This window comes from Prevotella dentalis DSM 3688 (assembly GCF_000242335.1).
In the GTDB taxonomy this organism is placed as follows: Bacteria; Bacteroidota; Bacteroidia; order Bacteroidales; family Bacteroidaceae; genus Prevotella; species Prevotella seregens.
On record NC_019968.1, the window covers coordinates 1269666 to 1294701 of the forward strand.

The following is a 25036-nucleotide window of genomic DNA, read 5'->3' on the forward strand; positions in this document are numbered from 1 at the left end:
ATCTTAAAATTCAACCTTTAATAATCTATATTCCTTTGGCTCTCCATTAGATAATATGCGATGTGTGAGCCAAAAGTGATGCGCACCATATCCGTAGGCAAAGAACTTGTCAAGTTCTGTTTCTTTGGCTATTTTGTTGATAGCCGTCCTTAACTCCTCTTTGTTGTCGGATAGGGTTATTGCGTTGATAACCCTAATGAGAATATGCGGTATCTCGTCCGTATAGTTATAGATGATGTCCTCAATCTCTGTCTTCATATCTCTGATAATTTAATGGTTCATACTTTATGCTGTAGCTTTCATTCTTCGGCTTATAAGACCTCGATTGGCATTGACAAGGTTTACTATCTGCTCGTGATATTCCGTATTCTTGTTGCATACCCCACGACTTTGTATCACTTCCAAAGTTCGTAATGATACTTCAATGGTTTCTATTCGCTTGCCTTCAATGGTAGCCGAAAGGATAAGGGAGTCCTCCTTGAGGTAGTATGCATTAGAGAATACGCAATGGTGCATTGATACACCTTCGTCCAAATGCTCCTGCACGCTCTCCAATACGTGGACTTGGATTGTGCCGTCCGTGAAACAGATACCGAAAAACTTGGATTTAAGTTCCTTGAAACGCTTTTCATCTTCCATAGCCTTCTGCTGCTTCTGTTCTATCTCCTCCCTTTCACGCACTCTGAGAAGTTCCTCGTGTCTGCGGTCGTGTTCGGCTTTAAGGTCTGTTGGGCATAAATATTTTGGATTATGAATATCCTTACCTAATCTTCTAAGTGTATCTACATAATCACTCCAAAGAGAAATGTCTGCTATCTCATAGCCGTTACGGACTGCTATCTTGTAGGACTGCCATAGTTCCCCAAAAACCCTCTTGTTGTCAAAAAAGTAACGTAAATGGTCTGTTTGACCTGCCTTTAGTAATGTTTCCACACGGCTGTCTGTAAGCAATGCAGGAATAAACTGGGTAGGTACGATGCCATAGAAATTATCCTTAAAACCATTTCTGCGAAGTATGTCTGTAACCTTGAACTTCGGATATATCGGTGAGTAGGCAATATGCTGATAGGCTTCATTATCGTTGCGTATCGCCATAGGACTATAATAGGAAAAGGTATCAACATAGTGTCCCAATACCCTCTGTATGGCAACCACAGCTTTTCGTCCCTGCATATTCCACCAATACTGCCCAATCTCAATTATAGAAGTCTGTGCTTTGTAACCTTTCTCCATACCCACAATAAGTAGGAACATACGCAATACTTGAAACTCTCCGCAAGTGGTAAGTATAGTAAAATACTGCTTCTGCTGCAACTTGCGTTCATAGGTTTCTTTGACCTGCAACTTTGCCCTACAATGAGGGCAAGTGTAAGTTTCTCTATGTTTGTCCATTACCCAACTATGCCCACAATCCATACAAGTGGTACGACCTTTTGGCAAGCGGTAGGCGAAGTGGTCTATGCACTCACGGAATGCCCACTTACTTTGTGTCTTGGTTATCGAGCGAAGATGCTTGCTTTGTTCCAAAACCGCCTTCTCAAATTTGTTTCTCGGTTTCATAGGCTTAAAAATCAAATAGTGATGGTTGTACTTGGGTTGTCGCGTTCTCAGTCTTTTTCACTCGTGCGTTACGGCTCTGTAACTTGGCAAGTTCCTCACGCTGATATTGCTTAATGGCTTCCTACCTTGCTTCGGCTTTTTCTTCCTCTGTGAGTTCTACAATATGATTAACGGCAACTTGGCAAGAAATAGCCTTACCCACCTCTATATCGTCCTCATCATAGTAGTGAACAGCCATAGAGAAGATTTCATCATCATCAAAGCCGTTGCAACCGCTTTTCTGCACTTCATTAAGAATGTAGGTGATGCACTCCTCAATATTCTTGTTCGCTTTCATCAAGTTAGGGGCAAATAATGGGTCTGTCATAGCACGCTGATTGAGATACTCGGCTATTGTCCGTGTGAAATGTTCTGTTCCTTTCATATTGCTTAGTATTTTGGGATTTCTACTATTTGATTGATGCGCCCATATAGGTAGGCTCTTAGGCTTGTTCTGTCGGGTGCGTAATACTCTGTCCATTGTCCGTACTGATTGACAAGGTATTTCTTCAGTACATCAAAGAAGTCAAAGCGATAGCCTTGCAGGGGAACGGCTGTACGGAAATAGGTGTTTGAGTTTACCGCTTCGCATAACCAATTCTTTTCTTCACGGCTCATACACTCGCCACGATTGAGTTTCACACGTAGGAGATATACTTTGCTATTACAAAGGCTCTCCAAAGGGAGTACGTCCCATTGTACAAACTTAATTGCCAACACTTGCTCACTTTTTTCAGCCGTAGGGTTAATGCGGTAATGAGAGGAGGAGCTATATCCTTTTCTGTTCATCGAAGATGTTGTATTTACTTTTTGCTTATCCATAGCGACATTTTTTTTATGCGTCCAAAGATCGGAGTATGCTGATTCCTTTTTGTAGCAAAATAGAGGTAGCGGGGCGGGCTTGCACAAGGTTTTGGCGGAAAATACTACCCGTAGGTGTGGAGATTTTCCAGACAAACCAAAGGCGCAGACCTTTTGAAAGCCACAAGCCCCGTACTACCTTTGCGGATAAAAAGGGAACAGCATCCGTCTCCTTGTTATCGCATATCGTGGAGCATAGGAAAAGAAGCAAAAGTGCAACGCTCGTAGTGGAAAATAGAAAAGGTGGCTATCTCAATATGCGAGATAACCACCCATAAAAAAACGCTCATTACTGGTCAATAATGGACTAGGACTTTACCTTTTTGGTAAACTTCTACAATATTCTCTTACGAATTCCCACTTACCAAAGCGAAAACGTGTATATGCACGAACATGCACAGGCTTTCCGTTGCAGCACTGGACTGTTTGGTGATTTTGAGACAGAGCCTCGTTCTAACAGTTCTAAAAAGAACGAAGATGTCTATTCAAAATTTTAATCATTTTATTTAACCAAAGTAGTTTTACCTATTGCAGTTAGCAGCTAATAGGGCTACTTAGGAAATACAAAGATAATAATTACATGTGAAATACTGAGCTATAATGAATTTTTAAGTTTTAATAACGGCTATGCGTGCTTCTCAAAGCACGCATAGCAGAATAGCACAGAGAATTGCCAGCCAGAAGAGAATGCTCAGCAGCGTAATTGTCACTTTTAGAATTACCCTGACTATAAAGCGTAGTATCAGAAAACCAGTAATGACAGAGACGACAGTTACGACTTGCGGCGTTACAATCTTTGAGATAAACCAAATGGCACCGATAACGATGGAAAGCAAGATAGCGAGTTCGATGAAGCGTGTCCAAGAGAAGCGGCGGACTTGCTTAGGAGAATTCGGCTGCTGCTTGATATTATCGGTTTTGTTCGATGCGTCTGCCTTGATGAAGGCAGGTGTGTGAACGTCTTGATTCATGATGATTGTATTCATATCGGAGCTTTTAATAGTTTCAAGAGCAATAACAAGATGCGCAGGCTACACAAAGACAAGTGTTGGTACAAACTCTTGGTGTGTGGAGCGGAGCGTTTATCTTGGCTCTTGACACTACAAAAGCTCCCGATGATGTTACATCAAGTCATGTTCTCACTATTGACGGTTGGCAGACCATTGACCTCGATGATCAGAACGATTGTCCCTGTCAGTTCGGTGTAGAGTTTCTCATACTCTGGACTTGCACCAAAGTCGTCTGTCAGTTCGTACTTATTGAAAACGCTTTGCACAGCCTTATTCTTCAGAAGCATTGGTGTTAGTCTTTCAGGAAGAGGAGAAGGGAGTTCTTTCTCGAACTCATTCTCCAAGACAGACACAAGCGTGTCATACTTGGAAAAATGCAAATCTTGGTATAATACTTCGCTTGCCATCGTCTCCGCCTCGGGATGAGAAAAGCCTTGTGCTATAGCATCGCAGTAGATTGTCAATGCTTCGTCTGCGCGAGCAGTTATAAACGTATTTTCATTCACTATCTCTGGAAAATGCTCTCCGAGATACGCTTCCAACTTCAAACGGAAGTAAGAAAGCTCTTTCTTTGTTGTTGTCATAATCTTCTTGGTTTAGGGTTGTACATTATTTAGAGTTGATGCCCATAGCAACATTGAACTTGTCTAACTTGCCAGCCAACTGTTCCATATCGTGTTCTATTTTCTTATTAGTAATACGGGCATAAATTTGTGTCGTTTTAATGTTGGTATGTCCCAGCATCTTAGAAACTGATTCCATAGAAACACCTTTACTCAATGACATTGTTGCAAATGTGTGGCGAGCCATGTGGAAAATATCGTCCATTTAAGGATTTGGAAGAATATAGAGAATAAACCGGTAACAGATTGATAATTAGGTGTTTTTCTATATTCTGCGAGTGTGGTAGAAAAGCAATCCGGCACGGAATATTGAATCCTTTCGGTTACCAAACCGTTATCCACCGGTTTCCCCAATGAAGTGAGGTAACGAAAAAAAGGAGAGATTTCTATAGAGAGGTTTCTATCTCACTATTCCTCAATGTTTTGCTTGTCAAAGAACGCTTTAACAACGGGTAATTTTGCCCATAGAATTAAAGTATATGAAAATAGAGAAATTCAAGGTGTTGCTCTACCTCAAAAAGAGCCGATTGGACAAGTCGGGCAAAGCCCCCATCATGGGACGTATCACCGTCAATCGTTCGATGGTGCAGTTCGGTTGCAAAATCTCCTGTACGCCCGATTTATGGAATCCTCGTGAAAGCCGTCTGAAAGGCAAGAGCCATGAAGCCGTGGAGACTAATGCGAAGCTGGACAAGCTGATGCTCTCCATCCACACGGCATTCGACACGCTTGTGGGAAGAAACGCGGAATTCGATGCGGAAGCTGTCAAGAACCTGTTTCAGGGAAGCCTCGAAACACAGATGACCCTGTTGGGAATGACGGACATCGTCTGTGAGGAACTGAGAAAGCGTATCGGGATAGACCGGGCAAAAGGAACCTACCCTGCCTATATCTATACCCGGAGAACCTTGGCAGAGTTCATCGAAAAGGAGTTTCGCACCAAAGACGTTGCTTTCGGTCAGATGACGGAGCAGTTTATCCACGATTACCAGAGTTTCATCTTGGACGAGAAAGGACTTGCCATAGATACCTGCCGGCACTATCTGGCTATCGTCAAGAAAGTATGCCGAAAAGCCTATAAGGAGGGACATGCCGACAGATGCTTCTTCGCCCATTTCAGTCTTCCCCAACCAAAGGAAAAAACGCCGAAAGCCCTAAGCCGAGAATCCTTCGAGAAAATCCGTGACTTGGTAATCCCCGAACATCGCGCCTCCCATATCTTGGCAAGAGATCTCTTTCTCTTTGCCTGCTATACGGGAACAGCCTACGCCGATGCCGTTTCCGTTACACGTGACAATCTGTTCACGGATGACGATGGCGGGCTGTGGCTTAAATACCGCCGCAAGAAAAACGAGCTTCGTGCCTGTGTCAAGCTGCTGCCCGAAGCCCTTGCCTTGATAGAGAAATACAGGGATGACGACCGTCAGACTCTCTTCCCGATGTTGCACTATCCCAATATGCGCCGCCTCATGAAATGTCTGGCTGTCCTTGCCGACATCAAGGAAGACCTGACCTACCATGCCGGCAGGCACTCGTTTGCATCGCTGATTACCTTGGAAGCCGGCGTTCCTATCGAGACCATCTGCAAGATGCTGGGGCATTCCAACCTGCAAACTACTCAGGTGTATGCGAAGGTTACGCCCAAGAAGCTTTTCGAGGATATGGACAAATACATCGAAGCGACAAAGGATTTGAAACTCATATTATAAACACCCCATAGATAACAAACGAATTATGCGTAGCACATTTTCTTTATTGTTATACATCAACCGAAGCAAAGTCCGCGCAGACGGCACGACCGCCGTACTCTGCCGAATCTCCATTGACGGGAAAAGTACGACGATAACCACCGGCATCTCCTGCAATCCCAAACAGTGGAATGCCAAAAAGGCGGAGACCGTAGAGGTGCGGACGAACAATCGCCTGAAAGAGTTCCGCAAGCATGCGGAGCAGCTCTATGATGAAATGCTCAAAGAGCAGGGTGTGGTCAGTGCCGAACTATTGAAAAACAAAATTGCAGGTCATGCGGTCATTCCTACCCATCTGCTCAAAATGGGAGAAAGGGAACGGGAACGCCTTGCCGTCCGCTCCAAGGAAATCGACTCCACTTCGGCTTACAGAAGCTCACAGTATTACCAGAGCTATATCCGTGAGTTCTTGGACTCGAAAGGTAAGACGGATATTGCCTTTTCGGATATCACCGAAGAATTCGGACGGGAATACAAGGTCTACCTGAAGCGATATAAGAACTTCGGGGCATTGCAGACCAACCATTGCCTTTGTTGGCTGAACAGACTGATGTATCTTGCCGTAGACCATGAGATCATCCGTGCCAATCCTTTGGAAGAACTGGAGTATGAGAAGAAACCACCCTCCAAGCGGATGCACATCAGCAGGGCGGAACTCAAACAACTGCTGGAACTGAAACTGCCCGTCAATGCCCCTTTGAAGGAATTGGCTCGACGGACTTTTATCTTCTCCTGTTTTACGGGACTCGCCTATGTCGATACCCAACTGCTGTATCCGCACCATATCGGGCGGACTACCGACGATAGAAGATACATTCGCATCAACCGCAAGAAGACGAAAGTAGAGTCCTTCATTCCTCTGCATCCGATAGCCGAGCAGATACTTGATTTGTACAATACGACCGATGATACGCAGCCGGTCTTTCCTCTGCCGAGCAGAGACTCTATGTGGTTCGAGGTACACGAACTGGGTGTTATCATCGGGCGAAAGGAGAACCTCTCCTACCATCAAGCCCGACACAGCTTCGGCTCGTTTTTGATTTCCGAGGGGATTTGTACGGAGAGTATCGCAAAGATGATGGGGCACGCCTCCATCACCAGCACGCAGATCTATGCGAAGATTTCCGAGAAGAAGATTGCAGAGGATATGGATAGGTTAATCGAAAGAAGAAAAAACAATGAATATTGAATTACTATGAAAAGAGAAATCATAACCATTGGAGAGAACGGAAAAGTACATATCCCGACAACTCCCGTTTGGATGTCGGCTTGCGAAATAGCCACCTTGTTCGGTGTATTCTCCGGTAAGGTAAGCAGCCACATCAAGTCTATCCTCAAAGAGGGCTTGCTCAGAGAAGATGAGGTGATGCAAACGCTATCGTTTAAGGGCGGTGCAGTGGATTTATACAACCTTGAAATGATAACGATGCTGTCGTTTCGCTTTCCTTCTCCACAAGCAAAGCTCTTCCGAAAATGGATAATTAGCAAACTCATTGAGAAGAAAATACTTTTTTCTCCACTAATTGTGCATCATAGCAAACACGGATGGTGGAACTAAGTATGAAGAAGAATGTTAGTATATTCAAACACCCTATTTTGTATGTTGAAAACCTATAATTTGTCTATTTTCTTGAAACCTGATTGTTTTATACGATATCTTTGTGTTAAAATAATACTATTATGGAACAAAAAATGCTCAGAGTATATATTTTTATGCTATTCCTCTTTTTGGGAGGAGCGAATGTGTTTGCCCAGATTCAATTAAAGTCAGAATATATTGCTCCGTCTGTATATAAAGATGAGAATGGTAATAAAATTGGTGGTAAAGGAAACTTGCAGACCTTTGAAGGCTCAGCGAGACTTCCTTTATATGTAAGAAAGAATGAAAACGGGAGACTGACGGCTTGGATTGTTGCTTTGGGTGGTACATACGCTTCCATGAAAAATAAAGAAATGCCATCGGATTTTACAGAGAAAGAACTTATGAATGCTCAAATGGGAGTTATGCATCTGCGACCACTTAATGAGAAATGGTCTATACTCGGTATTTTAGGAGCTGGAATGTACACATCCGATCTGAACAAAATATCGGGCAGCTCGTTTCTCGGTCAGGGAGGTGTATTATTTATCAGACACGCAAACAAGAATTTGGATTGGGGAGCCGGTATCGTGTTGAATAATGCGCTGGGGTATCCAATGATTTTTCCGTCCTTATATCTGGATTGGAAAATAGAGGGAAAATACAAATTCAAATTATCCATGTATAATACATTCGAAGCTGAAATCAGTACACGATTTAGTAAGAGATTCTATCTGGGAATACATGCGGAATCCAAAGGGCTTATGGCTGCAGTAGAGAAAGACGGCAGTAAGAAGTATTTCGTGATGCAGTATGGTTATATAGGCATTCAACCAGAGTTCAGAATTGGGAAATATGTTTCTATCCCTATTGTCGGAGGAATTGTCGCATCAAGAGAAGCTTATTTTCGTTCACGGACATTGAAGGCTTTCTTTAGCAGCAAAGACGACTACCCTCATTTCGGTGTATCCCCCTATTTTTCAATAGGCATACGATACGGATTATAATAAATGCTCAGGCATAACGTTCAATACATCATAAGATTATATGAAAATAAAATTCGCACTGTTCCTTTTGATAAATCTGTTTGGACGTGGAATAACTTTTTCACAGAATGTCGTAAATAACCTGACAGATTTAGAGGAAAATCTGACACAGAAAATATTTGAAAAGACAAAGGACTTGTCTAATGAAACTCAACTGTCCATCGTACTCATAAAAAATGGGATATCCCGTTTTTATGGAATGATAAAGCAGAATGACACGATTAGAAATATTGAGAACAAAGATAAGGTTTTTGAGATCGGCTCAATTTCAAAAGTCTTTACTGCGACATTACTCGCCGATGCAATACTTGAAAGGAAGATTAAACAGACAGACGACATAAACGAATTTTACCCTTATACGTTCAAGGATGATGTGCGGATAACTTTTGAAAGCCTGTCAAATCATACATCCGGATTGGGAGAAAATCCCTCCAATTTGCAACTTTCAGAGTTTCTGGCAGACAGTACAAAAGCAGAGCGGGAAAATCCTTTTCAGAAATACAGCGACTCTGAATTAGAGTATTACCTCAGAAATCAGTTGCAATTATGTTGTTCTTTCGATAGGAAAGAATATCTGTATTCAAATTTGGGAACAGGTTTGTTGGGATATACGTTATGTCAAATGGAAAAATGCAGTTTCACGGAACTCGTTTCCAATAAAATCTTCAAAAAGTACAAAATGAATAATTCATATACAGATGCAAGATTGGTAGAAACCGGTCTTGTCAAAGGAATAAGCCGCACAGGTGTTCCTATCGGCAATTGGATATGGGATTCGGATGTGTTTTTAGGAGCCGGTGGTATCCTTTCTTCTGCAAACGATATGGCATGTTTTTTAGAGGCTCAATTTGATATGGACAACAAAGAACTTGCAATGACAAGAAAACCGACTTTCAAAGTAAACGATAAACTTAGCGTAGCACTTGGATGGCATATCGTAAAGGCAGATAACGGAAACGATTTATATTGGCACAATGGTGGTACGGGCGGTTTTTCTTCCTCTATGGTATTCGATATGAATGAAAAGAGTGGAGTCATTATTCTTTCCAATGTTTCTTTTCTGCATCCTCATGCGAAAAATGTAGACGCATTGTGTTTTGAAATAATGGAAGACTTGGCAAAAAAGTAATAGTATATATATGCAAGAGAGAAAGAAACAAAGCGTATTATATGATTTTCTAATGGAGAAGAAATACAGATGGACTCGCCATTTCCTGCTTATCATCTCCATCGGCATTATCTCCGCAAACCATATTTTTATTACCTATGGAGAACAGATTCGAGGCGGAGATGTTTGTGGAATTATATTTGCGTATATAGTAGCTTATCTGTTGTTGATATATCTGAATATATACATCTTCATTCCTAAATTGCTACAACAAGAAAGATATGTGCAATATGCAGCTGTTTTGCTCGCTGCAATATTCACATTCGAGATAGCGAATGTCGGCTTGGAGTATTACATTCATTTTAAGTATCAAATACCTTTCGGTCTATATTCTTTTTTTCTGACGGACGCAATAAAGCAGTCGATTTCTTCTCCGATTTCTCGGTACTGACATTGTCGGTGACGAGTATTACCGTAATCGTCTTTTACAAACATTGGATTCAAATGACTGAGATGGAGGAACAAATCGAAACTCGCAGGCTAACCGTTGAGTTGGAAAATTTGAGAAACAAAATCGGATCGGAATTTCTTTTAGCTAAATTGAAAAAAGCAGCTGCACTATGCCTGACCGAACCTCTGGAAGTATCTCCGCTATTATTGACACTGAGCCGGATTGTACGCTATCGCCTATACGATTGCAGTAATCCGATTGTACCACTCAATTCCGAAATCAAAATCCTTAAAGACTACCTGAATTTGGAAAAGAAGTGCGGTGCTCTCACCGATTTCACACTCTCTTGCCAAATGAGGACTGGTATTTGTTTCATTCCTCCATTGACGTTACTATCGTTTGTAAAAGAACATCTATTCAATTCTTCGGGAAAAGAACGAATGGAAATTGAGATTGAAATATGCGCTGGCACGCTTGTCTGTACCTGTACAAACAATAGGAATCCTCCCCAAATGGATAAGTGCATTTTTACCATCTCAAGAAGACCAGAAAACGCCCCACACAAAACGAGTTAGAAAAGTTCCTAAGCTTTCCAAGAAATTTTCCGATAAAGTTTTTGGGAATTAACAAACATAAAGAATCGAATGGCATTATTGAAAGAGATAAATAAAAAGATTGGAACACAAATCCAAACAGGAGGATTCCATAGAATGGGAGACCTGCTTTTACTTTGCATTATAGTTGTCTTGACAATGGAAATGGTCTATAACACTGGCAGTGTACACGGACGGCTCACGAATGCAAGGTTCTACGAATGGATGGCATATTTCATTGTCTTCACCTGCGCCGTATATATCAACGCCCGCCTGCTGGTTCCTCGTTTCCTGTTGCGCAATAAGCTGTCAGGATATTTCGCTTCCATCGGCTTGTGCGTATTTCTGTTGATGCTTTTTATCATACTGGTGCAAAACACCCTGTACGATGTTCCCAAAAGTTACAGGCTGACCTCTCTTTGTTTCAATATCGCGGGAAATATGTTATTGTTGGGATTGACGATAGCCTCTACTTCAGTAGTACCACTGTTTCGCTGCTGGGCGGAAAACAGCCGTCGAGTATCGGAATTGGAAAAGACGACGGCAGAAGCAGAATTGCAACAACTGAAAAGCCAGATAAATCCGCACTTCCTTTTCAACACACTCAATAATGCCAACATAAAAGCAGAGCAAGAACCGCAACTGGCATATGCCATTCTTTCCCGGCTTGAAAATTTGTTGGGCTATCAGTTGTCCGAATCCTCGCAAGAAAAAGTTCTGATACGGAATGAAATTTCCTTCTTGCTATAATCGCAAAAACGAAAAATACAATTTTTCAAAACGAGATATACAGAAAACTCCTTTTTTCGTGGACTATAATGCTATATAAACGACATTCAAATGTATTTTGTATGCCGTTTAAATATAATAGAACTACTAAGAATTACACATTCAACTTAAATATTACGGATGTATTTTTCAATGGTAAATCAATCTATTATACGCTTAATCATAAAACGCACACAGCGTGACAGAGGACATTGGCCCCCAGTCATGCGCTGTGTGCGTTGTTAGTATGTAGGTGAGATGACTATTAACAGTCTGGGGGCTTTTTGTTTCCCCGCTTCAATTGACATTTATGCTCATTCTATATCAGGCAGCATATATGTTACAGGCCATCTGCTATTCCCATTCTGCTCAACAGCCTTTCAGCTATATCCTCAAATCCGGCATCCGACGGGTGTGTGCTTGCGCCTGTGGATTTTGTCATCTCGTATGTAGATGTGACGCTGAGTTTCTTTTCTGCTACGTTATCTTCGTAACTTTCGTAATGGAGCGGGTCTGAGGTGTATAGCGTGTTACCAACCTTAAAGCTAATTAGCAAAGTCTTTGTTTGGGTATTGTCTTTATAGCTTTCATAATCAAAACTCCTGGTTCCCGGCGTTGACATATAAACGTTTCCGACGTGGGATTTGTTTCCGTTTTTGTCGGCCAAATCCCTGATGTCGACGAGTGTTATGCCGTATTTGTCGCAAATGGCTTTTACCGCATCGTATCGTTCTTGATTATAATACCACGCAAATGTCCAGCTCACGCGCGCGTTTGGTGCCAGACTCCTCACGGTAGAAGCCAGCATTTCACCGCTCTTGCCCTTAAATATTTTAAATTTGTCGTCGGTATTGATATTGTCACCGACTTGAATATTCACCCATTGAACGTCATCAGTTAAAAGAGGGCGCAATTTATTGAAATAATTTTCAAGGTCTTGGTCACTTACTGAATGCTCAAACGGCGACGAGTAGAGTCTGTCTGCATGAAGCTGCTCTGACCCTAAAAGTTCCTGGAGCTTTGAGGTTATCCTATGGTAATAATCGTTTTCCGGTGCTGTTGCGTCCATTCCATACGTGCCGTGGCCAAACATAAGAGAGTTTCCCAGAAACAGGATATTATTCGGGATAACAGGTATTCCAACCAACTGTCCGTTCTTGTTTATTGCAAGCGAATATTTCTTCCCGTTAGGCGCAACCAAGTAATTGGATTTAACATCCAAAACAGTTTTCTCCAATTCTTCTACTTTTTTCTTGTTTGTTGCCGCTGTCGTATCAATACTTGCAAGGACTTCGTTCAACGATTTTCCATCTATGTCTGTAACGGCGTCATCTATAACCAAATTGTCAATGATTACACTTGCCGGATAATAGGGATTGCTGCTGCTTACGGCTAAAACAATGCTGAACGAGGTGTACCCTTGATAGACGGTATATGAAGCCGCATCAAACTGAAAAAGGCATTCTCCTTCATTAAAAGTTTTACTCGTTATGAAATGTCCGTCGCCGTACAGATACAAAGTCAGAGGAACTTTATTGCCTCCTTCCGCCTCACTCTTAATCAGCTTAAATTTTACATTTACCAAATTGGAGCCTTCTGGACTAAAATTGCCACAGGAAATACCCCTTGTTTTATTCTTGTCAGGCGAAGAAAATGTAATTCTTTCATCGCTAACGACCAAATCCGACGGAGCATTGTAACCGCCGAAATCCGATCCTGTCACGTATTTTGCAACCTTGCAAGTAACAAGATTAGTCGTAGTCTCCATGTTTTGAGGAACTAATTTGCCATATTCAATATATGGTTCATATTGTGTTCCATAATTGGCAGACGGCTTGAAGTCCTTACCCAGTGCATCTTTCCATCCTATATAATTATAAGCAAAGCGCACGAAGGCATCGCCCTCTTGATAAACGTATGCCGTACCCTTTTCATTACGGAGTCTTTTTTTGCCCGAATCATACACAGCGATGTCATAGAATTGGTTCGCGATGCTTGTTGCACTGTTGCCGTTCCCGTGGATGATATTTTTACCTTTCACACGGATAAATCCTGTGATGCAGTAATTGTTGTTGGATGTTTGTATTGCCACGCCATTTTCAATCATATACCCAGGCACAATTTCATCGGGATTGATTAAATTCTTGCTCTCAATGAATAATCCCTCTTTTATCTTTTGAATATCATTCTTAATGGGAACAATATCACCATCGTATTTTAATGCTGCGTTGGATATATTTTCTTTATTCCGCGCAACCATATTAATCAAAAAGTCTATCGCCGAAGCATATACACCCGAAATCCCGAGGTAATTATTGCCATAATTGGCAGACGGCTTAAAGTCAGCATTAAGAGCATCCCTCCAGTTGATGTGCTGATATGCAATTCTCACGAAGGCATCGCCCTCTTGATAAGAATATGTCGTACCCTTTTCTACTCTTAAAAATTCTTTGCTCGAATTGTAAACCGCAAAATCATTAAACGGCGCATTCATCTCGTAAGCACTTTCGCCTTTCCCGTGAACGATGTTTTTGCTTTTGCGCACCGGTATGAAATCTGAAATACAGTAATTCGGCTTTCCTCCACCATTGTGCACGGCACTGTCAATGTAACCGTTGTCGAGCAAGTTTATGTCTATCAGGTTAGACGTGTGTTCAAAAACTTCCGTATAGACATCATTCGTCTTGCCCTGCACTTTTTGGAGTATTTCTCCGATAGTCTGGTAAGATACAAATGGAGACAAGGAGTCCCCGTAATTTACCATAATCGTATCGGGATATTTGCCTGTAGTACGTACAAACGCGTCACCATTCTGGTAAATATATGTGTCTGTTGTTATTGCGCGAAGCAAATTCAAGTCCTTGTCATACACAGCAAATGAGCAAGTAACACCGCTATGGCTGGTATTCCCGGACGTTGTTATATTCATTCCGTTAACTTGTATATAATCGGATATGAACCACGCTTTTTTTGACGAATTGACTCCAATGCTGTTTACTTTACCAGTAGTCCCTAAATACTTATCGATTTGGCAGGTATTGGGATTTAACAGGTTTATACTGCTTATACCAATTTCACTATTGATAATGTTTAATAGCGTTCCAAGGTATTTTACCTTGTTAGGTACATTTTCCCAGTATTCGATATTACTTGACCACTCGCCATTGCAAGAATACCTTACATGCTGTCCGCTAAGGGCATCTATAAAAGCAATCGTCAGCCCTCCCCTCTGGAACCCGGCAGGGACAGCAGCGACAGCACTGTCCGCGCCTGCGGTTGTCTCCTCAATGGTTACAACGGCACCTGTTGTGCCCAGGTCAATACCGGGAGCCACTTTGGCCCCTACCGAATCTGCCACGATATCCACATAATCGTTGCCGGAAGCATAGGACACCGAATAGCCGGAATATGCCTCCGCGGCTATGGCCGCTGCAACAAGGGCCGGAGTGTTGTGCGTTGCACTCAAAGAAACCGTTGCGACATTGCCTCCCAGTGAAACTATAATGTCACCATCAACCGATGGGGGGTACTTGACGAACAGCCTTGCCGCCTGGGCCGTTCCGACCAAGGTGTACGCCTTGCCGTCATTATGGGCAGACACATCATACTCCGTTGCCATTTCAAACAGAGCTTTTCCCTGCTTGGCACTCAGCGCATTAGCCGAATCATCTGTGGTCAGATTGTCTATGACAGATGGCACATCTGCTTTTTTTGCATACTCAGCCAATGAGATTTTCTGTGCCCCGATATTATACCATGATCCATTCTTGTAGATGTGTTCCGTGAAGACTGTTGGGTCAGTCGTGCCAGGAACGATGTATACGGTTGTTGAACTGATATTGGTCGTGGGAAGCGTCTCGACCACTTGATAGTCAAACTTGGGAATGGCCGATAGCATTGCATTCAGTTCCTCTTTGGAATAGGCCTCTGATTTGTGGAAGAACGAATCGAATATTGCCGCGAACCGGTCACCCGTGGGATGCTGCCCGTTGGCAAACCACTTCTTCAGTTGTGAAATACTTGTAATTGCCATTATAATTGCTTTAAATATTGTTCTAATATCGTTTATGAGATTCTGATGATGTAAGTCAGTACATAGAATGGAGGCCTGTTTTCATGGGCTAAGCCACCACCGGTAGTGTCGGTAGCGTGCTGCTGGAAATACATCTTGGTATTGTCATCATCCGTCCCGCCATTACTGCCCACACCTTTGTCAACCGGGATATAGTTTGTTGATGTAGAGGCATCCTGCTCGCGATAATAATAATCATTGAAGTTATGCGAGTGGCTGGGTATTTCATCTATTGTCAGGACATGATCCTTTTCGCCACCCACGGCACCGATGGCATTATAATCCGCGTCCTCATCATTCTTGCCGACAATGAACTTAGATCTGAGATCAGGGAGACGGAAATAGCCTTCCTCTGTCATATATGTAGTGCCGTTGGGAGCTTTTCCATTATTGAATTGCTTGCCTATCGATGCATAAAGTTTGGGGTAGTCCGCTATTTTCAGTTTCGTACCATCGCATACATGATAGTTGTCCGGAATGATACTACCGGCAAACATGTGTACCGTACCATAGGGCGGAGGGGCCACCTCTACGATGTCGGCAGCTTCTTTCTTCTGTAGGGCCAACAATGCGGCGTTCAGCTCCTGCGTAGAAACCAGTTGCTCGAAGTCCTCCCATGAGTATTGTTCAGTGCCCGCTCCAGGGACCAAGGTCCTTTCGGTATAGGCCGTAGTGTATTGGAAATCCTGTACAGTAACCGGTATCGAGGTCTCTTTCACATGTATCAATGTAGCCCCAACACCACCCTCAAAGTAGATAACCTCTCCACTATCCTGAGCATTGGTTCTGAGAAACACGTATCCTTCCGACCGGGTGGACTTGTCTTCGCTGAGCTCGCATCCGGAGAGTATGATTTTGTCGCCGGAGACAAGGCCAAGCATCTGCATCATAATAATATTGTTCTGCAGATAGTCAAGCGTACTGCAATCAAGGGGAAAGTCCTTGTTCAATTGCGTCAGGTAATTGCCTAAAGTCTGTTTCATCATCTATCTATTGATAATTAATTTTCCATTTCATACCAGCCAACTTGTAGCTATTTACCATAGCCGTCAGCCTATCTGCATATATCATCAGGTCCCAGGGAACATTGACAAGAAACGAATATTCCGACAACCCCTGATATCCACGTAAGTTAAGAATGACAGCATTGCCATTCCCTTGGTGAGCCAATATACACTGCTTTCCAAATTTTCTTGTATAAATGAGCAATGGGTCATGCTCGGCAGCATCACTCACCGAAATTCTTCTGTCATCAGAATCGAACGTGTCGTTCAAAAGTCCCCTGAGGTAACAGACCTGCCCATTATACTTCAATGTAGATTCTGTCTGTTCACAGAATACTTGATAGTCTGATTGCAAGACTCGGACACCTTGTATCAGCGAGCTTGTAAGAGCAATGATACCCTTCTTCCGGAGAGCCGTGGGAAGAAGCAATAACGCTAACTTACGAAAATCAACCTTTGTTGCCATTGTCTAATCTGCTATCATATTGATATTAATTTCTCCAGGAGTGAAGTATCCTGAATAAGGAATATACCTTGCGTTGATGGCAATGGCACTCCCAGTCGTAGCAATACGCGCACAGGAGGATTTCATCTCCACGACCTTGACACCATCCAGTTCCTGGATCTTGTCGATGAGGGCCATGTTTGAATAGACTCCATCAAATGGCAAATTCTGCACATAGTTCCGGACGGCCTCCAGGCAGTCCTGTCTCAACGATGCCGGACTCTTCATGGCACTATAGTAGACATCAATGTCGCAGTCGAACTTGTCAGGCATAGCATTGATGAGTTTAAACCTTACCCCGACATCCTTAATTTCATTGATGTAGGCTGTCAGTTGGGGTTCTAAGTCATTTTCAAGTGGTATCCGAGCGTTTTCTGTGCCACCAGCCACCTTTATAATTAGCAGGTTCGATGCCGGAGACTCTGATGCTGCTGCATACTTAACTACTTTGGCGGTATTGATTTCTTCCTCTGACATTCCTGTTGTGTCATAAGTATCTGAGTCAGGAGCAAGCGTCTTATCCCGCATAAAGCCCAACATCATATTCCGATACCATTTAGCTGTATGTGGCTTCATATTGGAGATTTTAACTTCTACCTCATTTCTGAAACTCTCAAACAAAGCCTCATGAGTCCACATCGCTACGGCAACGATATACAATAAAAGGCTCTCAAGGCTCACCTTGCTGAACACATCATAGAAGGCCTTACCAATCTCAAAGCCGTAAATGGCTGCAAGATCCTCGTTTCGCATGAAGTCATCCATCATGCCATCCTTAATTTCCGTTATAGTTCTCATTGCCTTATCTATATACTGACCTCAAAATCAACACCCACGCACATCTCCCCGATACCGGAAGGCGAATAGCCAGCCAACTCATCCAGAGATGTTGCTGTGGCAGGCCTAATGCCTTGCATGTCATATTGTTGTTTTACCTTCGTGTCAATGATAGGTGCCGTTGACAGTTCAAGACCATCAGACAAATCATCCGACACGGATATACCGTTCCTGACCGCAAGGTCCATCCCTGCTTCCACGCTGCCCGCCGTCTGCAGGGCAATATCAAGCAAACTTTGTCTGTCTTGTACTTGCTGCATTATTCAATACTTATTGTATCCCCATCAGTTGTAACCTTGTTGACCATGATTCCACAGAACCTGAGCATCCTCTTAACCTCAATGGGCCAAAAGACATCGCCTGACCCGCCGAGCATCCTCCTTGCCTCTCCTCCAAGCAATGGCCATTCTTTCCACTCACCACGGTTGGATGCCAGCACCGTCTCGACAATCTGCTCATCCGTGTCACCTATGACCATTCCCCCATGTCCAACCAGAATATCACCAGTTACGCTATCAAGTAAAATCCCAATCATTGCCTTACCCTTTCATTTTCATAGTCGTTCCTCGTGCTTTCAATGAGCGGAGCTGCACTCCATGAAGACGCCAACGCCTTGAGCGAGGCCCCACCATCCTGTGGAATAGGAGACCAAGACATCATAAGCTCTTTCAATCTATTGATGTCCCTTTCGATGAGGTTAAACCTGCGTGTAAGCTCTTCCACTTTGACAAGCCCTCCCAGATTTCCACCATTTAGGATTATACCATCGTCATTAACCAGCAGGCTGTTGTCTATACCGGAGACAGTTACCCGCACTTCCTCGACGTCATCACAGAGCAAGACAATTCCCGATGATCCATTGTCTGTAAACCCGACGATGACATAGCTGCCCATTCTTGGAATCTGCACACATCCCAATGAGCTTCCCTGGTTGGCCTGCAGGTTCATTCCAAGCAATGGTGCACCTTCATCCAATGGTGCGACGTCTACGGTTCTGGCCTCTCTGTCGATGGCAGTCACCTCTCCGACCGTTATGCCGAGGGAGGTTCCTCCGCTACCGGAAGCAAGATGCCTTATCATATCCGCAATATTCATTCCGCAACCCTCCTTCCTAAGGTGATTTCCTGACGGTATCCACCGGCACCATATTTGATGACATTCCTGTCAACCATATAAACACCTTTGCGGATACCATCCAACTTGATTCCGATGCAATCCAGTTTGTCCACCAGCTTATAACCGAAAGTTGTAATGTTTCCTTTGAGACCATCCCGTTTCAAACGGGCCAGTTCCTGCTCAGCCCAAGCCTTTAGCTCTGATTCCGTTTTATTATAGGTATGAAGCGTGCGCAGTTCTCCATCTGCATCTCCCACTTCCACCCTGATTTTCTTATTATCAGGCATCAGCGACACAGCCTTCACTTTGATTCTCATGTTCTGCGCCTGTTGCTGCTCCAGTGCCTGGTCACTGATGATGTTGACACCCGTGGAAAAGACCTGGGAAATCTGAGCCTCCCGCTCAAAAAGGACACCGCAGTAGAGAACAGTCCTGCCACCCTCATATTTGAAGAATGATCGGACGCCTTGCTCCTGCAGCTTTCCCAATAATGAGGCCACGGTGTCGGCTGTCACTCGATAGGCTCCAAGCCGCTGCTCTCCCATGACTTTTATTTCATAGGGAAGTCCCTGATCTTTCAGTAAGGTACCAAGATCTACACTCCTATATGATTTTTTCTTGGCCGGAGTCTGCTTCAGCACGAACATCTCATCCTCGCAACTAATGACTACCGGAGTCTTACATGACACGTCACGGACGTATCCGACAAATGCAAGCTCGTTGTTTCCATCATAGCCCAACGATACCCTGACCCGGTCGCCACGATGTACAGGTATCGCCGCCTGACCGTCCCATTTGATTTTCTTGGGAAGGGTGATCCGGCACTCGTCGGTCAACTTACCTGTATCCCGGCTTATCTCCACCTCGGATACCCAGTTGAACCTCCAGTGTCGGTCTCCTGCAATTTCAATATCTGCCGTAAGGATATACATTAATACTCGCTGCTGAAAATATTATAGTCACTGTCTGACACTGCGGACAGACTGATTTGCTGATAGTTGCTTTCAGTGGCCTGAGCCACGTCAAAGCCTTTAATGACAATCCTGTCGATGTTGAAGAGGTCGAAGAAAGTGCTGTAGACCTTGATGGCATGCTTTTCTTCCATAAAGACATGCAATTGCCTGATCCCATCTTCCGGATATCGGTCGGTTATGGTTCCATTTTCTGTGGCAAGAATGCCGACAAGTATGTTGACCTGATAGTCGCCTTGATTGATATATTCCTTGACTGTACCATCCATCCCGACTAATGCCGTCATGACAATCTCCTTTTGCTGGCTGATGGCTACAATTGCATCATTCATGACAAGACGTTCTCCATCTTCCTTCTCGAATGTCAGCTCACACAAGGCGTATCTTCCTTCCCAGTAACTCTTATCCGTGATTGGGGTCGCCACGTCATTAGGTGAGATACGGCTTCCTCGGTTACTCCAGTCTGGTGCCTGTCCGGTCCTTGCCGGATGGAACTTGTAAAGTGGGCCCTTGGCCTGTATGGCAGTACCTGCTGCTACAAATTTGAAACTGATAGGTAACATCACACAGCTAAATTAGTATCGTTGATTGCTGACAGAAGAGCCTGCTCAATGGCTTCCTTCACTTTTTCCGTCCCCTCGCTGAGGGTTGTGGTATGAACCTCCAGACGCTCCACGAGTTTATCGATATTGACAGTTATATTCCTGACTGCCCCACTACTACTCGAGTTGGATGTCTCTTTGGCCTTTGAAAGTGTATTTCCGGTTGGATTAATAGCTCCTCCCGCGATAGCGGGTATCGCCGGCAATCCACTTGTGGGTGTATTTGAGTTCTTTGCCGCATTTGCGTTTTTTGATTTCTTTTGTACAGTTCTTGCATTGCTGGAAATCTCTTCATTGTAAGCGTTATTGAATGCCTGTCCTATCTGCTTGCCAAAATCAGAAAAAGTATTCTTCAGTCTACCTAAAGCTTTGGTAATTCCGTCACCATCCAGTTTAAATGTAGCCTTGATGAGCTCGCCCAATGCAGAGAAAGTTGCCAGGGCCTGCTGGCCGATGGCGGTGAAGAAGGTCTTAAAGGCTGCCCATAAGCCTTTCAGCACAGCCCTGAATGTGGCGGAAGTATTCCAGAAGTATATTCCCAATGCAGCCAATGCCGCAATGGCCGCTGCCACCCATCCGATGATGGGGATGTTCATGATGGCGATACCTATGGCACGACATGCAGATACGGCACTCAACTTGAATGCTCCGAAAGCTGCGGAAGCAATTCCCGAGAATGATGCAGATGCTGTTCCGCCGGTCACTAAGGACAGAGCCAGAAAGCCGAGCCCTTTTACTGCCTGCATTACACCCACGGTGGCGAACCTCACCAATTGAAGAGCTGCTCTCCCCATATTGCCAATGAATCCCAGAGATATGCCATTGTTCAGTGCGGTGGCAGATGTCATCAAGGTCATGGACAGCACTGCGTTTCTCAAAGCTCCCACGATACCCGTCCACATGGCTCCCCATTTCATGGCACCGATTCCGGACATCAATTGGCCGCAGACCTGCAGCAATGGCATCAGTTGGGCGAAAGGTACGAGTAACTGGGTAAGGGCACTTATCCACAGAGTGGTGTCACCACTCATCTGAAAGATTGCAATTTTCGCATCTTCTATCCGCTGATTGATACGCTTCTGACGTTCCTCATAGCTACTCATGACGATGGCAGCCTGTTCCTCCGCACTCTTAGTTCCGGTTACGGCTGCGGTGAGCCTTCCCAACTCGCCGGTACCCTGCACAAGGGCACGGGCAGCGTTGGCGTTCTCCATTCCAAAGAGTTTACTGAACAGGGCGCTGTCATTCAATACAGGCTTGAGCATTTCCAGACGTGACTTGAGGGAGAGACTGTTATCCCCCAACTTGAGAATGTCTATACCGGCAGCCTTCAAAGCCTCCTGTGTCTCCTTTGGCAGGAAACGGCCTTGACCAAGAATGGCCAGCGTGTTCCGGAGAGCCACTCCGCCTTCCGAGCCTTTCTTGCCAGCCTTGTCAAGGACTTGTATGGCGGCATTCGTCTCCTCAAAGGAAACGTTGGCAGCCTTGGCAGCCATACCACTCTGTTCCAGGGCGGCCTTGATTGCCGGAAGCTCTGCTGATCCTTCCTGACCCGCGGCTGCCATGACGTTCATCATCCTGGCCATCTCCTGACTGGCTTTCATTGGATCGGCAAGGCTTACGCCGTACTGGTTCATGGCCGTGGTCAGAACCTCTGCGGCAGCTGTGCCGTCGTTGCCCATGAGCTTGCTTGTGGTCTGTATGGAATCCCCCATAGCCTTCAGCGCTTTCGGACTCTTGGCAAGTTCCGGAGTCAATTGGGACAAAAGGAGTTTGTAACCCTCCACGGCCACTCCGGCATCTGTGCCGAAAGCCTTGGCACTGCCTCGGGCATATCCTTCAATCTCCTTGAGGGCATTACCGGTCACACCAGCAACGGCACTGAGGTCGTGCATCTGGCTGTCCAGACGCACTCCTCCTTGTCCTAAAGCCTGGAAACCGCTGCTTACATTCTGAATCGTCGTATTGACCAAATCGAAGGTGGCCAGCCTGCTTGCAAAGCGATGCAACGTTTTGTCTACACCTTCCACAGAAGCTGAGAATTGCCCAGTCTTTTCAGTTATTCCATCAATTGTGCTGGAATAATTCCCATGAAGATTGAAAATGTAGTCAAAAACAGTTGCCATATCAGTTTTTATTCATATATTTGCAGCATATAAATCACAGCAGATGGAAACAATGGTAGCCTTTTTATTACGGGCATTTCTGTTCATCGTTTACGGAATGGCAATAGTTGCTATCCCGTTTGCGCTGTTCAAATTGTTCCGCATGTTCTATCTGATGTGTAAGCCTGGGAAGAGAAATGCCGGTTCCGGACTTCCTTGGTGGGTCATTTGGCCAACCATTCGTCATTAACGGCTTTTTCCTGGATTGTCACTGGCACTACCTGACAACAACATCTTCCAATTCTCACCTCTCCATCGTTCCAGCCAAATGGCCTGGGCATAAAGTGCAGCCCAGTCCTCATAGCTCCCGGCCGTCGGATCCACATGCAGGTTGCTCCTGATTAGGGCACAGCCCTTTTCAAAGCCGTTCACATCGTCACGGTCTGAAAGAAGGTGTGCCTCTACAAGTTTTTTAGGGATGACATGCAGCCGCTGATCATCTGGGCAAGCTGAGTCTGCATGGCCATAAAGAGAATGGCATCCTGCATCATCTGCTCGTCACCGCCCAGCCAGCAGTTCTTGGCCAGCGTCTCGGCGGCAGTCACCTCATCGGTCTTTCCCAGCTTTGTCACGGCCGACATGACAGCCATGTTTGGGCGGTGGAAATAGCCTACATGGAGTTCCTCACCATCGAGCACGTCAATGCGGATGACTTTCTTGTACCTGGACTTCCATCCGGAAATCGCTTCTTCGGTAACGCCTCCGTCAAAAGTCTGTTTGGGAGCCGTTGTCGTTTTCTTTTGTTCCTGATTCATAATCTCAGATGTTACTTGTTATACTCTATGTGCGAGGGGATGAGGTCCAGTTCCACTTCCTGTCCGGTGTCTCCTTCCTTCCACTCACGGGAATTATTCTTGAACGAGCAGTTGCGGATCTTGTCTGTCGTGACAATCCCGCTGTCGGGGAGATATTGCACGGTAATGTCGAAGGGCGCAATGTCCTGGATACGTCCGTTGGGAACCTGCCGCTGGATGGCCTCCACCTCTTCCTGGTAAAGGGTAATCTTGGCCGATGGAGTAATACGCCCCTTGGAACGTCCGATGGGATAGCGCCCCGCACCGTACTTGTTCTCTACCTCCTGATCCTCGCCATAGTTGATAGCGACGATACCGGTCACCGGTACACCGGCGATGGAGCAAACCACGTCTGCCCAGGAGTACATCATCCCATTGACCATAGGGATGCCGTTATTGATGATACTTGCCATTGTTAAACAGTTTTTACGAAACCAATTTTAATCCTGATTCTCCGCATGATGCCCACCGGAACGTTCTTGATGACCATCTCAACCGTCGAGTTGCTGAGCACGTCCTGGCCTGGGTCAATCTTCACCTTGTAACCACTAAGTTCACCCGCCTTTTCCATCTCCTCGATAGCCTTGTTGGCAGTAGTCTCAAGATGGCTTACGGAATAGGGCTGCAGTTTTCCAGAGGACTCGTCAATGTAAACATTGCCGCCAAGTTCCGGAGTTACATAAGTCCTGATGCCACGCACGGCCTTGTCCATTGTCCGCACCAGCTCAATCATGTTGTAGTCGCTGGTGGTGTCATCCAGGTTGTGGCTGTCGTTCATATAGCTTCCAGCCAATCCCGGATAAGTGACAAAGAAGAGATACCGTTCGCTGTCAAGTTGGTTCAGCAGGGCTCGGTCCACGTCACGCAGCAGCTTCCCATCGCCGAAGGCTGGAAGGGATACCCCGGTCGGGAACTTCTTCACCCAGCCGATGCTCTCATTCACTGCGGCAGAAGACAGCAAACCCAACACAACTCCCAGCGACGATACAGAGGCTTTGTCTGTGTTCCCTGCATCCTTGAAGAGGTCCATACCAGTTCCGCTGCCTGCCTGTGCGATGATGACAGACACACGCTCTTTCTTGCCAGCCAAGTTGGTAGGTAGCTGGGCTATGTCTGCCACTTTGGGAGCAACGAGCAGGGAAAGGGGTGCAGCTTCCGAGTCCAGTTGTGTGGCAATGGTCTGGAGCTTGACATAATCCTCGGCCGTCAGAGCCACGTTGCCCATCCATACGGCCATCTGCCGAATGCGTCTGTCCGCATAGTTCTGTACGGTCTTTATCTCGCTGAAGGCATAGCTTTCTGGTTTCACAAAGAGGCCGACATAGAGCAAAATACCGTCATTGATACGGAAAATCTCAGAAAGCTGGTAATGCAGTACCCTGACAAGCCAGGACTCCGCATCATCAGTAATACCCAGTGATTCGGCCATGTCTATCGTGGAGACAGGCTGCACATGGTCAGTCTTGAATGCTGCCGGTAGGTCTGTCTCCGGCATATACATCACAAAACCGCTGATATGATCCTCACCTGAAAGGCTCTTGGGAACATTACCGTTCTGTCTGTTAATCTGTAGACTGTTCATTG

The 25036-nt window shown here is 44.9% G+C and carries 26 protein-coding genes and 2 pseudogenes; 8 read left to right on the forward strand and 20 right to left on the reverse strand.

From position 1 onward, the window contains the following. Window positions 1–3: 3 nt before the first annotated feature. The 7 genes and pseudogenes from PREDE_RS12445 to PREDE_RS13710 all read right to left on the reverse strand — a co-directional run. Window positions 4–258, reverse strand: a complete 255-nt coding sequence (locus tag PREDE_RS12445) for a hypothetical protein (RefSeq protein WP_005847754.1) — start codon at window positions 256–258, stop codon at window positions 4–6. Between the two features lie 27 nt (window positions 259–285). Then, entirely contained in the window at window positions 286–1560 is a 1275-nt protein-coding gene (locus tag PREDE_RS12450) for a PcfJ domain-containing protein (protein WP_005847752.1), read from the reverse strand. Between the two features lie 4 nt (window positions 1561–1564). Then, window positions 1565–1984 (reverse strand): annotated as a pseudogene (locus tag PREDE_RS12455) (PcfK-like family protein). A 5-nt stretch (window positions 1985–1989) separates the two neighbouring features. Further along, window positions 1990–2421 (reverse strand): hypothetical protein, encoded by a 432-nt coding sequence (locus PREDE_RS12460; RefSeq protein ID WP_005847749.1) that lies wholly within the window; start codon window positions 2419–2421, stop codon window positions 1990–1992. A 677-nt stretch (window positions 2422–3098) separates the two neighbouring features. Next, a complete protein-coding gene (locus PREDE_RS12465) occupies window positions 3099–3446 on the reverse strand; it encodes a hypothetical protein (protein WP_005847747.1) in 348 nt (115 codons plus the stop codon). A gap of 140 nt (window positions 3447–3586) precedes the next feature. Further along, window positions 3587–4054: a DUF1896 domain-containing protein gene (locus PREDE_RS12470; protein ID WP_005847745.1), complete on the reverse strand. Its 468-nt coding sequence runs from the start codon at window positions 4052–4054 to the stop codon at window positions 3587–3589. 25 nt (window positions 4055–4079) lie between these two features. Then, window positions 4080–4286: pseudogene (locus PREDE_RS13710) on the reverse strand (tyrosine-type recombinase/integrase); the annotation flags it as partial. 286 nt (window positions 4287–4572) lie between these two features. Between PREDE_RS13710 and PREDE_RS12475 the strand changes: the two are divergent. From PREDE_RS12475 to PREDE_RS12510, 7 genes are all read left to right on the forward strand, one after another. Beyond that, on the forward strand, window positions 4573–5802 hold the full coding sequence (locus PREDE_RS12475; protein ID WP_044127441.1) for a site-specific integrase: 1230 nt from the start codon (window positions 4573–4575) through the stop codon (window positions 5800–5802). A gap of 25 nt (window positions 5803–5827) precedes the next feature. Then, a complete protein-coding gene (locus PREDE_RS12480; protein ID WP_005847463.1) occupies window positions 5828–7030 on the forward strand; it encodes a site-specific integrase in 1203 nt (400 codons plus the stop codon). Window positions 7031–7036: 6 nt separating this feature from the next. After that, window positions 7037–7399, forward strand: a complete 363-nt coding sequence (locus PREDE_RS12485) for a hypothetical protein (RefSeq protein ID WP_005847464.1) — start codon at window positions 7037–7039, stop codon at window positions 7397–7399. Between the two features lie 122 nt (window positions 7400–7521). Further along, window positions 7522–8427 carry a DUF6268 family outer membrane beta-barrel protein gene (locus tag PREDE_RS12490; RefSeq protein WP_005847466.1) on the forward strand — a complete coding sequence of 302 codons (906 nt, stop codon included), beginning with the start codon at window positions 7522–7524 and terminating at the stop codon, window positions 8425–8427. A gap of 40 nt (window positions 8428–8467) precedes the next feature. Beyond that, the gene (locus tag PREDE_RS12495) at window positions 8468–9595 is read left to right on the forward strand and encodes a serine hydrolase domain-containing protein (RefSeq protein ID WP_015310525.1); all 1128 of its coding nucleotides are present in this window, start codon (window positions 8468–8470) and stop codon (window positions 9593–9595) included. Between the two features lie 483 nt (window positions 9596–10078). Then, the gene (locus tag PREDE_RS14310) at window positions 10079–10600 is read left to right on the forward strand and encodes a histidine kinase (RefSeq protein WP_044127450.1); all 522 of its coding nucleotides are present in this window, start codon (window positions 10079–10081) and stop codon (window positions 10598–10600) included. Between the two features lie 69 nt (window positions 10601–10669). After that, window positions 10670–11368, forward strand: a complete 699-nt coding sequence (locus tag PREDE_RS12510) for a histidine kinase (protein WP_015310563.1) — start codon at window positions 10670–10672, stop codon at window positions 11366–11368. Window positions 11369–11726: 358 nt separating this feature from the next. On the opposite strand, the gene PREDE_RS12515 is transcribed toward PREDE_RS12510, so the two are convergent. Genes PREDE_RS12515 through PREDE_RS12560 form a run of 10 tightly spaced genes read right to left on the reverse strand, consistent with a single transcriptional unit; the run spans window position 11727 to window position 22619 of the window. Then, a complete protein-coding gene (locus PREDE_RS12515) occupies window positions 11727–15419 on the reverse strand; it encodes a hypothetical protein (RefSeq protein WP_005847830.1) in 3693 nt (1230 codons plus the stop codon). Window positions 15420–15451: 32 nt separating this feature from the next. Continuing rightward, window positions 15452–16444, reverse strand: a complete 993-nt coding sequence (locus PREDE_RS12520; protein ID WP_005847832.1) for a tail fiber protein — start codon at window positions 16442–16444, stop codon at window positions 15452–15454. A gap of 4 nt (window positions 16445–16448) precedes the next feature. Beyond that, window positions 16449–16928, reverse strand: a complete 480-nt coding sequence (locus tag PREDE_RS12525; protein ID WP_005847834.1) for a hypothetical protein — start codon at window positions 16926–16928, stop codon at window positions 16449–16451. Between the two features lie 3 nt (window positions 16929–16931). Further along, window positions 16932–17765 carry a hypothetical protein gene (locus PREDE_RS12530; protein ID WP_005847835.1) on the reverse strand — a complete coding sequence of 278 codons (834 nt, stop codon included), beginning with the start codon at window positions 17763–17765 and terminating at the stop codon, window positions 16932–16934. A gap of 8 nt (window positions 17766–17773) precedes the next feature. Continuing rightward, window positions 17774–18064: a hypothetical protein gene (locus tag PREDE_RS12535; protein ID WP_005847837.1), complete on the reverse strand. Its 291-nt coding sequence runs from the start codon at window positions 18062–18064 to the stop codon at window positions 17774–17776. After that, complete coding sequence (locus tag PREDE_RS12540; protein WP_005847839.1) at window positions 18064–18339, reverse strand: hypothetical protein; 276 nt, start codon at window positions 18337–18339, stop codon at window positions 18064–18066. Before PREDE_RS12540 ends, PREDE_RS12535 begins: the two co-directional genes overlap by 1 nt. Next, a complete protein-coding gene (locus PREDE_RS12545) occupies window positions 18336–18884 on the reverse strand; it encodes a hypothetical protein (RefSeq protein WP_235777539.1) in 549 nt (182 codons plus the stop codon). Before PREDE_RS12545 ends, PREDE_RS12540 begins: the two co-directional genes overlap by 4 nt. Before the next feature lie 11 nt (window positions 18885–18895). Beyond that, window positions 18896–19852: a hypothetical protein gene (locus PREDE_RS12550; protein ID WP_005847843.1), complete on the reverse strand. Its 957-nt coding sequence runs from the start codon at window positions 19850–19852 to the stop codon at window positions 18896–18898. Continuing rightward, complete coding sequence (locus tag PREDE_RS14415) at window positions 19852–20454, reverse strand: DUF6046 domain-containing protein (RefSeq protein WP_005847845.1); 603 nt, start codon at window positions 20452–20454, stop codon at window positions 19852–19854. The genes PREDE_RS12550 and PREDE_RS14415 overlap by 1 nt, the downstream gene beginning before the upstream one ends. Then, complete coding sequence (locus PREDE_RS12560; protein WP_005847847.1) at window positions 20454–22619, reverse strand: phage tail tape measure protein; 2166 nt, start codon at window positions 22617–22619, stop codon at window positions 20454–20456. Before PREDE_RS12560 ends, PREDE_RS14415 begins: the two co-directional genes overlap by 1 nt. A 43-nt stretch (window positions 22620–22662) precedes the next feature. On the opposite strand from PREDE_RS12560, the gene PREDE_RS12565 reads away from it, so the two are divergent. After that, window positions 22663–22848 (forward strand): hypothetical protein, encoded by a 186-nt coding sequence (locus PREDE_RS12565; protein WP_005847849.1) that lies wholly within the window; start codon window positions 22663–22665, stop codon window positions 22846–22848. 211 nt (window positions 22849–23059) lie between these two features. Here the strand turns inward: PREDE_RS12565 and PREDE_RS12570 are convergent, their stop codons facing one another. From PREDE_RS12570 to PREDE_RS12580, 3 genes are read right to left on the reverse strand one after another with little or no spacing between them, the layout of a single operon-like run. Further along, the gene (locus PREDE_RS12570; RefSeq protein ID WP_005847853.1) at window positions 23060–23413 is read right to left on the reverse strand and encodes a hypothetical protein; all 354 of its coding nucleotides are present in this window, start codon (window positions 23411–23413) and stop codon (window positions 23060–23062) included. A gap of 11 nt (window positions 23414–23424) precedes the next feature. Further along, window positions 23425–23865 (reverse strand): hypothetical protein, encoded by a 441-nt coding sequence (locus tag PREDE_RS12575; protein ID WP_005847855.1) that lies wholly within the window; start codon window positions 23863–23865, stop codon window positions 23425–23427. Window positions 23866–23867: 2 nt separating this feature from the next. Next, entirely contained in the window at window positions 23868–25034 is a 1167-nt protein-coding gene (locus PREDE_RS12580) for a DUF2586 family protein (RefSeq protein WP_005847857.1), read from the reverse strand. Between the last annotated feature and the right edge of the window lie 2 nt (window positions 25035–25036).